Genomic DNA, 12,942 nt, shown 5'->3' on the forward strand with positions numbered 1-12,942 from the left:
GAACAACTTTCCATCTCGTCGCAAAATGTACTAAAATTACAGTATTAAGACGTTTCATTTCATTGTATGACGAAGCCCACTTTTTACAGGCGCATGAAAGGCGAGGAGGAATTTGCATGACAGATGCTAAGCAAATGGGTACATATACGGTGGATAATTGCGGCAAAAAGCAATTTCACGGCACGTATTACTTAACCGAAGTGTTGAATGAAGGCAAGGACGGCAAAGCGCCGCAATTGGTGCAAAATCACGGAGCATCTGAAGAAGAAATCCGGAACATGGAGCAATGGTTGATGACATTAAGCAATATCGTTCATGGCGGCGATGTTTCTTATGGCTGCACGGAAGAGCAAATCGAGGCCGCGGAGGAAAGGTTGGGAATTCCATTGCCGGCTGAATTGTGCGTATATTATCGTATCGTAGGCAACGATCCGCTGTTGACGACCGACAGAGATTCGAAAAAGAAAGACCGGTACTTGCCGATTGACGAGATCCATGTCTCTGATGGAAATATCGTCTATCGGATGAGAAAAAAAGCTCCCTTTGGGTTATCAGCGGTAAAGAGACAAATTATGTTTATGGACGATGGAGCATGGTACTGGGAACCTAATATGGAATCTTTTTGCGAAAACGTCATGATTACAGCGGCGATTTTTGCCATCAGTCACATGAAGCATTCCGCCAAAGGGCGATTAAAAGGGGAGTTGGTTTCTTCGTTGCAAGCGAGAAAGCTTGCGGAACAACAATTTGAAAGTACTTTCCAGGCACTTAATACGTATTACCACCCGTTTTGTGCGCTTTTCTTCAACGAGCAGGAACGCAGGCTGGGCTGGTTCCGTTCCAACGGCATAATGGCCGATATATTGATCGGGACGCAAACGGTGGAGGAGATAGAACATTTTGGCGAAAGGCATGGCAATATTAAATTCAAATATAGTAATCCATGAATATGGAGGATAACCTAATGTTTACAGCTTTTATTTTTGATATGGATGGCGTCATTATTGACAGCGAGCCGCTTCATTTCAAAGTGGACAAATATGTGATGAATACACTCGGATTTGACATTAGTACAGCCGAACTGGAGCAGTATGTCGGGATGACCAATCCTGAGATGTGGACGAGGCTAAAAGAAAAGTATGCGATAGGCGCATCAGTGGAAGAGATCATCAATCTGCAAGTACAAACAAAGCTGACGCTGCTAAAGGAATCTGACGAACAACCTATAGAGGGGATTGTGGCGTTACTGGAACTTTTGAAGCAAAAGAACAAGCGGATCGGGCTGGCCTCCTCATCGCCTCGCTCTTTTATCGAAGCTGTATTGGATAAATTTAATGTAAAATCGTATTTTCACTCTATTATTAGCGGGGAAGAAGTAGAGCATGGCAAGCCTGCACCGGATATCTATTTGAAATCGGCTGAAATGCTAGAGACGCAAGCGGGAGCGTGCATCGTACTTGAAGATTCCAGAAATGGGATCAAAGCAGCTAAAGCGGCTGGAATGAAATGCATTGGTTACATCAATGAAAATTCCGGCCATCAGGATCTGAGTCAAGCGGATTGTATCGTGGAAAATATCAAAGAAATTAATATTGAACTGTTAGAAAGTTTGTTGTAATAGATAATTGTCGGGAAAAAATAGGGAGGTTGAGTGGATGATGCAAAAAGCTGACAAAGATACGAAGATAAATGCGACATTTCTACTTCGTTTAAAAGCATTTTTGATCGATTATCTGCTGATTTTTATATATTTAGTATTCCTCGTTATTCTGAGCCTATTTCTGTCTCCCTCTTTGCAACATATTTTTCAAAAGTCTCTTATTGTAGCCCAGTTTGCAAGTTTTCTCATTGTCACTTTGCCAATCACGATCTATTTTATCATTTGCGACTCAGTGCTTGGCGGACAATCGTTTGGAAAAAGGAAAGTAGGAATCAAGACCGTAGATGAGAAGGGGAACTCGATTACGGTGCTACGCGCCATCTTCCGAAATGTTATAAAGTTTCTCCCGTGGGAAATGTCGCATTACCTTGTTTATCGACTAGTTGATATCGGTGATGGAGAAATGCCATTCCGCTACTACCTCATTGGTGGACTTATCTACACGAGCATATTTACATATATTCTAACTGCTATCTTTACTAAAAAGAAACAGTCACTTTATGATATCGTCGCAAAAACACAAGTTGTGAAAGTATCCTAACGAGCTTTTGCTCAACGTCGTGAGCATCTGCTACAATAAAATGGAATTGACATAGGATAGGCAGGTGATCTGTTGCTTACAAATCTATATTTTGTACGTCATGCTCATTCTATTTATACTGCAGATGAATTAAATCGGCCATTGTCTGAGCATGGGCAAGAAGGTGCGAGAAAAGTTGCTAAAGCGTTAAAAAACGAAAATGTTAACGTGTTCATTTCAAGTCCATACAAAAGGGCAATTCAAACGATCGAAGGTTTAGCAGAAATCATGTCTGCTGATATCCTGATAGAGAAAGATTTCAGAGAGCGATTATTGTCTGGCAAGCCTATTGATGATTTTGAGACAGCCATAGCTAAAGTATGGGAGGACTTTTCCTTTAAGTGGGAGGGCGGAGAATCCAGTAACGCGGCTCAGAACAGAGGGGTCAGGGCGCTAGAGAAAACATTGCAACGCTTTGCTGGCGAGAATATTGTAGTTGGGACGCATGGTAATTTAATGGCGTTAATTATGAACAGCTTCGACCGAAAATTTGATTTTGCCTTTTGGAGACAATTAGATATGCCTGACATCTACAAGCTTAGCTTTGACTATCTTAAGCTCACTGGGGTCAAGCGAATCCATATGCCAATAGAGGAGGAAGCATAAGCATGAATTTTAATATTAATGAGGCTATTGAACTATTGGGGCGCACACCGCGCACTTTGGAATACTTTCTGTCGGATCTGTCTGAGGGCTGGGTGCAATGCAATGAGGGAGAAGGCACGTGGAATGCTGCGGAAGTGATCGATCATTTGATCGAAGCGGAAAGAACGAATTGGCTGCCGCGGCTGGAACATATAATTCAAGTGGGCACAAGCAAACCTTTTCCGCCATTTGACCGTTATGCTCATTTGAATGAGCAGGCTGAACGCTCCTTCGAACAAAGCTTAAAGGAGTTTATCTCGATCAGGGAGCAAAATTTGACGAAGCTCAAGACGTTGATTGATCCTGAACGGCATTTGGAATTGACAGGCTTGCACCCGGAGTTTGGCGAAGTGAAGCTGAAAGAGCTGCTCGCCACATGGGCAGTTCACGATTTAACCCATATCTCTCAGATCGTGCGGGTGATGGCTAAGCGGTACCAGGAGGATGTAGGGCCATGGAAGGCATATCTTAGTATATTGAAAAATTAATGATAGGTTACATGGGATAGTACTTCTCCCGATGTGAAGCTGGCTATGCGGACCTACGATCCCTTATTTGCTCGAAAAACAGGGATTGGAAGTTTTCGCGGACAGAGAATCCGTTATTTGCGGTTTTTGCCTGAATTTCACGGTGATTTTAGGCGAATAACGGAACCACGGTCCGCGGACAGACCTTTTCGACCTGTTTGTTCACAGATAACGGATCTACGGTCCGCTCAAGAATAGACAGCCTCCCACGGTCCGCGAAACCTTGCGACGATTATTCGGCCGGCTATCACATGCGCGCACCGGCAGCACTTTTATTCCTTCTTAGCCCCCAGTATCAAAAACAGCGGTATTCTCAATCTGCGCTGATACGTTTCTTCACATGCAAAATGCTGACGCTGAGGTGCGGATTCTCTCAAATGATCAATGGTAAATCCTGCTTCTTGCAATGCGCGATAATACGCTTCGATTGGGCGATGAAACTTATGAACGATTCCTCCCAGCCAGTGCTGTTCACGGTAACCTTCGCTAAAATAATGATCGACAACCCAGTCCATGCGCATTCCGGTCGGCTGCAGTGTCGAAGTGATAACAGGATGCTCTATGGAAAATATAAACCTTCCGCCGGGTATCAACGACTGATGAATTTGGCGAAACAGGCTGCTGATGTCTTCGACGTAATGAACGGCCAGTCTGGAAAGTACGAGGTCAAAAGCGGCGGCAGGGTAAGTCCAGTGTTCTATCGTTGTATGAACAATAGTGGCATTATAGCCGTTTACAGTACTGACGGCGAGTTGAAACATCGTCTCAGCGCCATCAATACCGACATATTCATCACAACCGGCATCAAAAAGCTCCAGCGCAAATTTGCCGTCTCCGCAGCCTATATCTAAAATTCTGCTGCCGCTGACATCGCCAATAAGCTCACATATGACGGGCTTTTCTAGAGTGTCATTCGCATTGTCCAGCGTTGATCGTCGTTCGAGATATTTCTCCAGATTGGCAGAGTTATTGTAAAACTGCGATCCGTTGTAGCTCATACATTATCTCCCCACTACCATTCATTTCCTTCATTATATAATAGACAGGGAATCCTATGTAATTATATTTTCCTTATCGACAGCGAATACCGGAGAGGGGAAGCGCTAATGAAAAATGTGTTCATCGTTCGCCATTGCGAAGCAGAGGGGCAAGCTCCTGATGCCCGCTTAACGGCTGCCGGCAGGCAGCAAGCCGAAAGATTGACCGGGCTTTTAATGGATAAAAATATCGATTATATCATTTCAAGTCCTTATGAAAGGGCTTATCGTACAATTGCCTCATTGGCGGCCCAGCTCGATATTGAAATTGTGACGGATAATCGATTAATGGAGAGAGCATTGTGCGGACACAATGATCCAAATTGGCGTGAGATGCTGCGCAAAACCTATGATGATCTGGAGTTATGCTATGAAGGCGGGGAATCCGGCAGGGCGGCGATGAGCCGCGCGGTCAGTGTCGTCATGGAAGTGCTGAACAGCAGATATAACAATGTCGTCATCGTATCACATGGCAATTTGATTTCACTGGTGCTCAAGCATTTTGATGAACGGATCGGGTTTGCTGAATGGGAAGCACTCTCGAATCCAGATATTTATCAGCTAGCCTTTGCTGAGACTGTCCCTTATATCCGGCGGATATGGACGGCGTAACATTTTGACGGGAGGAGGGAAAAAACAATGGACGAATATTACTGGGATACGCGGATCGAATATCTGCGCAACTCCAGAGACTTGTTTTATAATGATGACTACCTCGAATTTTTAGTAAAAATGGTTTGGAAGATAGAAGCTCCGGTGCATATTGTCGATTTTGGCTGCGGATATGGTTACTTGGGGTTAAAGCTGCTGCCGCTGCTGCCTCAGGGATCAACCTATACCGGACTTGATCTAGGCAATAAATTACTTGCGGAGGCTAGGCAGCTGTTTGCAAGACTGCCATATGAAGCCTCGTTCATACAAGGGGATATTCAACAGCTTCAACTGGATCGCAAGTATGATCTGGCTGTGTGCCACGCTTTTTTGCTTCACGTTTCTAACCCGCTAGATATTTTGCAAAAGATGATCGATTGTGTTACGGACGGCGGCAAGGTGGCTGCCTTTGAACCGCATTGGATTGGCAATGCAGCGAATTTTTACTTGCATGGATTTGAGCAATCGCAGCATGTCCAGCTAGGGCTGCTTCAGAAGCTGTACGAGTTGGATGCCGCGCGGAGCGGAAAGGACGGCAACATCGGCCTGAAGCTTCCGCTCTATATGAGTCAGCTGGGATTAACGGAAATCCAGTGCAGAGTATCGGACAAGGTGAATGTTTTGTATCCTCGCATGGAGCAAGAGGAAAAACATAAGCTCTATGACGATTTGCGTAAAAGCGGTTATGCAGACGCTCCAGGTGATCGCGAGATATTCATCGACCAGCTCATAGCCCGTGGAGCGACGCCGGAGGAAGCTGGTGTACAGTATGACAATGAGCTGCTGCTGTCACAGCAATTTAACAGTGAATCTTTGTTAACCTATGCTGCAAATATGAAAATTACGTTCGGCAAAGTGGAGCGCTCCTAAGTTCAGGGGAGGACGCTGGCGCATGTGGAGGCTGCGGAATAAGAGCAAGATCTGAAAGCACCAGACCGCCGCTGATGCTTATTCGCTCTGCCTCCCCTGTTTCACCCAGCGCGGAATATGGCGGCCGAAATATTTCGCTATTTTTTCTGCTTCAGTCATAACCGTTTTAATGCCGGCTTCATCATAGTACCAGTTATGTTTATTGATGGTTGATTCATCTTGTTTGACGAGAAAAGTTACACTTGGCGGAAAAATGGCCTGATAGGTCATCAACGCTCTCCGCGAGAAATACGCTTTACAAACAATTATAGCGCGTTTTACTTCAAGCTTCCTTTCCATGATAACCTTCAAAGAGTTTCTTGCATTATCAAATGTATTTTTTGCTTGGTCTTCTTTGAGAATCCTGTCTTCCGGAACTCCCAACGTAAGGGCGATGTCCCTCAAAAATGACCACTCTGATTTTCTGATTTTTGAATTATATCCGCCGGAAGGCAGCAGGTAAGGCGCAAGGCCCTTATGATAATATTCCGATGCTATCGTCATCGGTATCGTATGACTTCCGCCAGGGATAAGGATAATGTCTGATGGAAGGATTTCTTCTTCGGGAACAAACACGAAATCCGTCAAGCAGTCAAATGGATATTTTAGCGGCGCAGTTTCATTGTTGCTCAACGTGATCCAACCTCCAATCCGATATATTTACAGTATAAAGCTTTTAGAGTAAACATTAAACATTTAAAGAATCTCTGCTTTACAAAAAATGGACAGAGATGAAGCGGTCAGAAGGCTGACCAAGCAACATGATCAGGTGATCGTGGAAGAGCTTGTTCTTCCGGGCAATTATATTGAGCAAAGCGTCGCTGGACTGTCCTCATCGCTGCGAGCAGCTGCCCGGCAAGCAATAGAAAACGTGCAGGCTGCAAATAGGGCACTGCTGCCAAAAACGTGGGAAACCGAGTTGAGGCCAGGAACGATGATTGGGGAGAAGGTGACTTCGCTGGATTCAGTCGGGATTTGGATACCGGCACGGAAAGGGCCGCTGCTGTCCACGGCGATTATGTTGGTTACAGCTGCTAAAGTAGCAGGTGTGAAAAAAATTGTAGTCGGCATGCCGCCAGCGGAAAATGGCTTGGGTGACCCGGGAACAGTTGCAGCCGCTGCAATGGCAGGAGCGGATCAATTTGTCATTGGTAATGGTGTTGCTATTATTGCCGGTTTTGCTCAAGGAACAGAGTCGATCCCTGAGACGGATGGCATTTTTGGCCCTGGGCCCGGCGGAATCGCTGCGGCTATGAGTGTCGCTATGACCTGTGGCAAAAAGAGTGTGCTTGGTATCGGCCCGACGGAAAGCATTGTTTTTGCTGATGACAGTGCTGATCCGCGAAGGGTTGCTTATGATTTGATCAATGAAGGGGAGCATGGTCCGGATTCTTCGTCCATTTTGGTGACAACATCCAGCTGCCTGGCAGCTGATGTCGAACGTGAGCTTATGCGCTGTATCGATGAGGTCGAAGGGACAAGAAAGCACTATTTGCGCAATGTCTTTAGTCCAGCAGGTAAAGGAGCAATTATAGTCGCAGCCGATGTCGAGCTCGCTTGCGGCTTTATCAATTGGTTTGCACCAGAACATTTAATGGTTTCATGCCATAAAGAAACGGAGGAGCGAGTGCTGTCGCTTGTTCGCAACGCCGGCGAAATTCTGATTGGCGAATATACTCCGTTTTCGGCAGCCAACTACGGCATTGGCATTACTGCCGTCTTGCCGACAAATCATTTTGCCAGAGCCTTTTCCGGCATTACATCAAAAGATATGGTGAAAGTTTCAACAATCGGCAAACTGAGCAAGCAGGCTCTGCAGGAAATTTATCCGATCATTAGGGAGATGGGGACCTACGAGCAGTTGCCCGGTCATGTCAAAGCGGCGGAAGTTCGTGTTGAAGAATAGAGAGTAACCGCATTGTTTAGAAAATAAAAATTTTCTAACGTTTCGTTTTAGCTTGAACAGGCAAAATGAACGATGTCAAGTAGAGAGCAAAGACTGTCAAAGTGAGGATTGTCCTAGCAATCGTCGATAAAAGTCGAAAAAACAGACTTTATGTCGATTGATTTCCAACTATTGGATTATTAGGGTTTTCTTATATTTATCAATTGGAGGGAATCGCCATGCTATACTGGGCCTACACCCAGTGCGAGGAGGATTTCTCACATCATGAGAACGATCAGCTTGAAGAAAATTATTGCAGCAACGGTATGTTTTGGCGTTATTCTGTCGGCGAATGCAATTGTTGCGCCAAAGGAAACTTATGCTGCGACCTCAACCAGTGCTAAGGCAGCTGGAATCATTTCGACTGCGCAAGCACTGAAAGGGAAAGTGAAATATAAATTTGGCGTCAACAATCCATCCAAATACATATTTGACTGTTCTTCCTTTACCAAATATGTATTTGCCAAGCATGGCGTAAAACTGACTTGGGGCTCGAAGGCGCAAAGCAAGCAAGGGAAGTTTGTCAGCAAAAGCAATTTGCGAAAGGGCGATCTCGTTTTCTTTAGCGTCAGCAAGCCGGGGCAGGTCAATCATGTAGGCATCTACATCGGAAACGGAAAATTCATACACAATACAATCGGATCTAAAGTAAACGGCGTTATCGTCAGCAACCTCAGCTCTTATTCAAAGCGTTATATTACGGCTCGCCGCGTGCTTTAATCTCACTTTCATATATTCCAAACCGGGCGGTCAAACAGTTCGCCCGGTTTCTTTCTGCCATCGAGCGCATAAGGGTTATATATTGCACGGCAACTCGATATAGAAGACCGTGCCTTTGCCGAGTTCGCTTTCGACATAGATGTGGCCGCCATGCTCATGAATTGTCGTGAATACTTGAGTCAGTCCCATACCTGTCCCATCGGCTTTCGTAGAAAAAAAGGGAGTTCCCAAAATACGCAGCTGCTCCTTCGGGATTCCGATGCCGGTATCCTGAATTTTAATATGAATTCGGCCGCGCTTGTAGAAATGCGCAACTATAATTTCACCTTTGCCTTCAATGGCCTCGACTGCATTTTTAATCAGGTTGAAGAACGCTTTTAACAGCAGATTTTTTTTGCCGACAATTTCCCGCTCGCTATTTTGAAAGTCTTTCGTAACGGTGACATTATACAGCTTTTCTTGAAAGAGAAATATAAGAGAATCCAGCTCGGAGCACAGATTGATCGAGCTGTTGCTTTCATTATCAAAGTCGGGCTTAGAGACCTGCAGCAGATTGTTTAATGTTTTGATCGCATTGTCGAGCTCTTCTACGATGATGGGAAAATAGGAATGATTGATTTCCTTTTGCAGCAATTGAAAAAAGCCTTTGACAGTCGTAAGGGGGTTGCGGACTTCATGGGCGATGCCTGCAGCCATTTGGCCGATGGAGGAGAGTTTTTCTAAGTTGTAGAGTCTGTTTTCGGTGTTTTTTCTCTTCGTAATATCCCGTACACGGATTTGTGCCAGGTTATGGTCCTCCAGTTTATATGGCGCGGCCATAATTTCGACATCGATTGTCTCGCCGTCCGCTTTGAACATTTTTTGCTCCATGATTTCAGTAACTTCGCCCTGCCATACACGTTCCAGCCTCTCGATGAAAGCGCTATGAAAAGTGGGGGGTAAAAAGGATTGAAAGCTCACTCCAATAATTTGGTCAGGATACTTCAAGCCAAGAAGATCGAATGCCGCCTGATTGACGTAAATAACAACCTCGTCCTGCAGCACGAAAATGGTGTCCAGCGAATACTTGACGAGTTGGGAAAAATCCAATTCTGAATTTCCGAAACTTTTCAATGGTTTCAACTCCCGCTTTCCTCGTTCTAACAACTTCCTGCAATTTAGCTCTTCTTCCAGCAACCGTATGAAGTTGCGGTCTATACCTCCACCGATGCTTTTAAAATACATTGTAAATAACTCTTGGTCGCTGACTTTCTCGAACATAAATTTAATCACCGTACTTTGTTTACTATCGGCATATCCAAGCTTGGCATGACATGTCTGCATGCATAAGCTGCCGATGGGAGATTAGCGAATCCACTCGATCTACATTAATAAGGGTATCATGTTTCACTCTTTTTATAAAGGGGGTTGTCAGGGAGGAATAATCGTTGTAGGATGAGGATAACAGGTAATTAAAACGTTTTTATAAAAACGTTTTAATGCGCAAGAAAGCTTTGTTTTGCTAATAAAATATCATCATGTATAGGGGCGAGAAAATGTCTGCAGTAACAACAGCGAAGGAACGCAGCGTTCCACAATGGATTTGGCACGAACAACGGGAAGGGCAATTACAAACGACGATCAGCAAAGTGTTTGAACTTCATGAGCAGTGGACAGATGTAGCGCTTTACGCAGCTTTTACAGGAGCAGCAGCCATCCGGCTGAATGGCAAGCAAATTTCCATCGTTGCTGAAGATGCTAATAATGCGGCGGCATTCCAGAAGCTTGAGGACTTTCCATCGGTGCTGCCGGCGGGCCAATATATGCTGGAAATCGAAATGAACTGCAGCGCGATTGTCCCCATCGTCAGCGTCAATAAATATTTATGGCAGCGGCGGGTTGGCTTGATTGCTTATTTAAGCGCAGCCGATGGCTGGCTGGCAACGGATAATAGCTGGTCTGCGGACGACCGTCCCGCTGCAGTAATTTGCCGATTGGGCGAGGAGCCTTTTGGCGAATTAGCGGCTTCTCCGGAATGGTTCGTCAAAGGCGGATACGGCGATATTGCGGCTTACCCGATAACAGAACTGCAATCGCTTGCTGTCTCAAAAATGACGGTTGACTTAGCGGACGGGCGCCTTACAGCGCAAGGCGAGCTGCAAGGGGATTATGATTTGCCGCAGCCGAAGGCGAAGCAGCTGGAGCTGTTTTATCATTTGCGGAAACAAAATGAGTGGAAGGAAATGCGCCGTGTGCAGCAAGCGCTTGATTGTCAGCGCCTTCCGTCATGTACGCTCGATTTATATAAAGAGTATAATACCCGTTTAGTTGTTGCCAATCGAGGAACTGTTCCGGTGAAGCTGCTATGGAATGGCGGTGAATCGCTGCATGAGCTTGAGCACTACGACGGGCAAATTACTGAATGGTTCGAAGTCGGGCCGGGAGAGACATTTTGGACTTTGCCTCAAGGTTTGCGTTATGTGCGTTGCTATTTTCTTGGCCGTGCCGGCGAGCAGTTTCAGTTATCAATCCGGTTTGAGTCGGTGCATGTCGAGCTGAATCAGATCGGTACAATTGAAACGACGCCGCCGTTGTTAGGTCAAATTTATGATACTTCGGCTCATACAAGCAAAATCTGTCATCAGACCGGTTTGTGGGATGGCATTAAGCGCGACCGTCTCAATTGGACCTTCGATTTTTATTTGGCGGCGCGGTCGGGCTATTATTTGTGGGATGATTATGCGGCGCTTCAGCGGGCGGTGCGCGAGCTGGGCGTAGGGACGCCGTACGGCGAATGGATGAACAGTATTTGCGAATATACGCTTTGGTGGATCAAAGCGGTATGTGAGTATTATTTCTACACAGGCGACAAATCTTTTGTTCTGGAGATGAAGGAGCCGTTAGCCCGCCATATCAGCTGGGTGGAAGCCAACATCGATCAGGAAAGCGGCGGCCTTGTTATCGACAAATGGGTTTTGATCGAGTGGGCGCCGCTTACCGACGAGGAAAAGCATACGGCACTGCAGGCGATTTTGAAATTGACCCGCAAAGATGTTGAGCGGCTGGTTGCGGCAGTCCCGGAGCTGGATATAACGTATAATTGGCCGCTGCCGCAGCTCGATGAAGCCGCATTTATGGCGGAGAGCCATCAGCTGGCCACGAAAACACTCGGGATAATTAGTAATTATGTAAGTGAAGAAAAGGCGCTTGCGTTTTTGCAGTCCTATGAATTGCGGGATCCGTATACCCCTTTGTCAGCTTTTACGCTCGCTGAATGCTACTCCAAATTTGGCATGCATGATCGGGCTTATGAGGTAATTGCCCATGTATGGGGCGGAATGATCGAGCGCGGTGCGACAACATTTTGGGAAAGCTACACGCAGGATATTGAAGGCTCTAATGATTTTCATGATGCCTTAACGACTTATAGCGGCTATAAATCTTATCGGATCAGTCTTTGTCATGCATGGTCGAGCACGCCTGTCAAATGGATGACGGAGTATGTGCTGGGCGTGCAGCCGCTTGAGGCCGGCTTCGGGAAAATCCGTTTTGCCCCGCATGCAGCCGGCAAGCTGACTGCTTGTCAAGGCACCGTGAACACGCCGTATGGTCCGATCGCCGTCAGCTGGAAGGTCAATTCTTCTGGGGAGCTTAAGGCCGATCTGCAAGTTCCTGCCGGCATTACAGTGCTCCGCGACTAGACGAAATGTCGATAAATAGTTGTGTCCGACTGGCACATTGTGACAAACACCGCATTTTTCATATGCTACTATTTGCTTTATCTCGCGTTTGCAGATAGGAGCTGAATGATTAAGATGTTGTGTGTAATGGATCAAGTGTTTGAAAATGAAACGATTGTGTTTGACGGGTATCATTTTATCGGCTGTTCGTTTATTAACTGTATTCTTATTATTACTTCCGAGCAATTCGATTTTGATCGGTGCTCCTACAGCGGAACTACCTTTTACGTCGATCCCCGCTTGCCTATAATGGATGTCCGTCAATCCTTGTATGAGAACGCACCTATCTATGAGATGGAGAACGGTGACGTCGATATAAGAGAACTGCTGCGGTAGTTATTCGTAGATTGGAACAAGAACAACTGCATATAGATAGCAGTAAGCTTAAACCCCATTCACGCCAAGAGCGAGAAATGGGGTTTTTGGTGTGTTATTTTCCGATTTTTCGGCTTCTGTACGTTGTTTTAATTAACCAATTGAAAGCGTTATCAGGTGGAGATACAATACATAGTAAGCTGCTGCAGCCGCTTCAGCCGCTACTATATATGA

General features: G+C 45.7%; 14 protein-coding genes. 11 read left to right on the forward strand and 3 right to left on the reverse strand.

Going from position 1 to position 12,942, the window contains the following annotated elements; genetic code table 11:
* Positions 1-116 precede the first annotated feature (116 nt).
* The 5 genes from ACFQ0N_RS01285 (at position 117) to ACFQ0N_RS01305 (ending at position 3,373) form a co-directional block, all read left to right on the forward strand.
* Positions 117-947, forward strand: coding sequence for an SMI1/KNR4 family protein (locus tag ACFQ0N_RS01285; protein ID WP_379322531.1), 831 nt, complete (start codon positions 117-119; stop codon positions 945-947).
* A 17-nt stretch (positions 948-964) separates the two neighbouring features.
* Positions 965-1,618 carry an HAD family hydrolase gene (locus tag ACFQ0N_RS01290; RefSeq protein WP_379322532.1) on the forward strand — a complete coding sequence of 218 codons (654 nt, stop codon included), beginning with the start codon at positions 965-967 and terminating at the stop codon, positions 1,616-1,618.
* A 37-nt stretch (positions 1,619-1,655) separates the two neighbouring features.
* Entirely contained in the window at positions 1,656-2,201 is a 546-nt protein-coding gene (locus tag ACFQ0N_RS01295; protein WP_379322533.1) for an RDD family protein, read from the forward strand.
* Positions 2,202-2,273: 72 nt separating this feature from the next.
* Positions 2,274-2,846: a histidine phosphatase family protein gene (locus ACFQ0N_RS01300; protein ID WP_379322534.1), complete on the forward strand. Its 573-nt coding sequence runs from the start codon at positions 2,274-2,276 to the stop codon at positions 2,844-2,846.
* A 2-nt stretch (positions 2,847-2,848) separates the two neighbouring features.
* Positions 2,849-3,373, forward strand: a complete 525-nt coding sequence (locus ACFQ0N_RS01305) for a DinB family protein (RefSeq protein WP_379322535.1) — start codon at positions 2,849-2,851, stop codon at positions 3,371-3,373.
* Between the two features lie 311 nt (positions 3,374-3,684).
* Here the strand turns inward: ACFQ0N_RS01305 and ACFQ0N_RS01310 are convergent, their stop codons facing one another.
* Positions 3,685-4,410 (reverse strand): class I SAM-dependent methyltransferase, encoded by a 726-nt coding sequence (locus tag ACFQ0N_RS01310; protein WP_379322536.1) that lies wholly within the window; start codon positions 4,408-4,410, stop codon positions 3,685-3,687.
* A 108-nt stretch (positions 4,411-4,518) separates the two neighbouring features.
* On the opposite strand from ACFQ0N_RS01310, the gene ACFQ0N_RS01315 reads away from it, so the two are divergent.
* The gene (locus ACFQ0N_RS01315) at positions 4,519-5,061 is read left to right on the forward strand and encodes a histidine phosphatase family protein (protein WP_379322537.1); all 543 of its coding nucleotides are present in this window, start codon (positions 4,519-4,521) and stop codon (positions 5,059-5,061) included.
* 27 nt (positions 5,062-5,088) lie between these two features.
* A complete protein-coding gene (locus ACFQ0N_RS01320; RefSeq protein WP_379322538.1) occupies positions 5,089-5,970 on the forward strand; it encodes a class I SAM-dependent methyltransferase in 882 nt (293 codons plus the stop codon).
* Between the two features lie 78 nt (positions 5,971-6,048).
* On the opposite strand, the gene ACFQ0N_RS01325 is transcribed toward ACFQ0N_RS01320, so the two are convergent.
* Positions 6,049-6,642, reverse strand: coding sequence for a YdcF family protein (locus ACFQ0N_RS01325; protein ID WP_379322539.1), 594 nt, complete (start codon positions 6,640-6,642; stop codon positions 6,049-6,051).
* 88 nt (positions 6,643-6,730) lie between these two features.
* Between ACFQ0N_RS01325 and hisD the strand changes: the two genes are divergently transcribed.
* On the forward strand, positions 6,731-7,915 hold the full coding sequence (gene hisD / locus ACFQ0N_RS01330; RefSeq protein ID WP_379322540.1) for a histidinol dehydrogenase: 1,185 nt from the start codon (positions 6,731-6,733) through the stop codon (positions 7,913-7,915).
* A gap of 264 nt (positions 7,916-8,179) precedes the next feature.
* The gene (locus ACFQ0N_RS01335; RefSeq protein ID WP_379322541.1) at positions 8,180-8,674 is read left to right on the forward strand and encodes a C40 family peptidase; all 495 of its coding nucleotides are present in this window, start codon (positions 8,180-8,182) and stop codon (positions 8,672-8,674) included.
* Positions 8,675-8,749: 75 nt separating this feature from the next.
* On the opposite strand, the gene ACFQ0N_RS01340 is transcribed toward ACFQ0N_RS01335, so the two are convergent.
* Positions 8,750-9,787 (reverse strand): two-component system sensor histidine kinase NtrB, encoded by a 1,038-nt coding sequence (locus ACFQ0N_RS01340; protein WP_379322542.1) that lies wholly within the window; start codon positions 9,785-9,787, stop codon positions 8,750-8,752.
* Positions 9,788-10,209: 422 nt separating this feature from the next.
* Here ACFQ0N_RS01340 and ACFQ0N_RS01345 point away from each other — a divergent pair, with 422 nt between their 5' ends.
* Complete coding sequence (locus tag ACFQ0N_RS01345) at positions 10,210-12,354, forward strand: alpha-L-rhamnosidase C-terminal domain-containing protein (RefSeq protein WP_379322543.1); 2,145 nt, start codon at positions 10,210-10,212, stop codon at positions 12,352-12,354.
* A gap of 114 nt (positions 12,355-12,468) precedes the next feature.
* Positions 12,469-12,729, forward strand: coding sequence for a hypothetical protein (locus ACFQ0N_RS01350; protein ID WP_379322544.1), 261 nt, complete (start codon positions 12,469-12,471; stop codon positions 12,727-12,729).
* Positions 12,730-12,942 lie beyond the last annotated feature (213 nt).

Origin of the sequence: Paenibacillus sp. GCM10027626 (assembly GCF_042676285.1) — a bacterium.
GTDB lineage: Bacteria > Bacillota > Bacilli > Paenibacillales > Paenibacillaceae > Paenibacillus_Z.

Coding starts and splice junctions, on each gene's coding strand:
- ACFQ0N_RS01295 (WP_379322533.1), top strand. CDS start 1,656: ATGATGCAAAAAGCTGACAAAGATACGAAGATAAATGCGACATTTCTA.
- ACFQ0N_RS01320 (WP_379322538.1), top strand. CDS start 5,089: ATGGACGAATATTACTGGGATACGCGGATCGAATATCTGCGCAACTCC.
- ACFQ0N_RS01285 (WP_379322531.1), top strand. CDS start 117: ATGACAGATGCTAAGCAAATGGGTACATATACGGTGGATAATTGCGGC.
- ACFQ0N_RS01310 (WP_379322536.1), bottom strand. CDS start 4,410: ATGAGCTACAACGGATCGCAGTTTTACAATAACTCTGCCAATCTGGAG.
- ACFQ0N_RS01315 (WP_379322537.1), top strand. CDS start 4,519: ATGAAAAATGTGTTCATCGTTCGCCATTGCGAAGCAGAGGGGCAAGCT.
- ACFQ0N_RS01290 (WP_379322532.1), top strand. CDS start 965: ATGTTTACAGCTTTTATTTTTGATATGGATGGCGTCATTATTGACAGC.
- ACFQ0N_RS01305 (WP_379322535.1), top strand. CDS start 2,849: ATGAATTTTAATATTAATGAGGCTATTGAACTATTGGGGCGCACACCG.
- ACFQ0N_RS01335 (WP_379322541.1), top strand. CDS start 8,180: ATGAGAACGATCAGCTTGAAGAAAATTATTGCAGCAACGGTATGTTTT.
- ACFQ0N_RS01345 (WP_379322543.1), top strand. CDS start 10,210: ATGTCTGCAGTAACAACAGCGAAGGAACGCAGCGTTCCACAATGGATT.
- ACFQ0N_RS01350 (WP_379322544.1), top strand. CDS start 12,469: ATGTTGTGTGTAATGGATCAAGTGTTTGAAAATGAAACGATTGTGTTT.
- hisD (WP_379322540.1), top strand. CDS start 6,731: ATGGACAGAGATGAAGCGGTCAGAAGGCTGACCAAGCAACATGATCAG.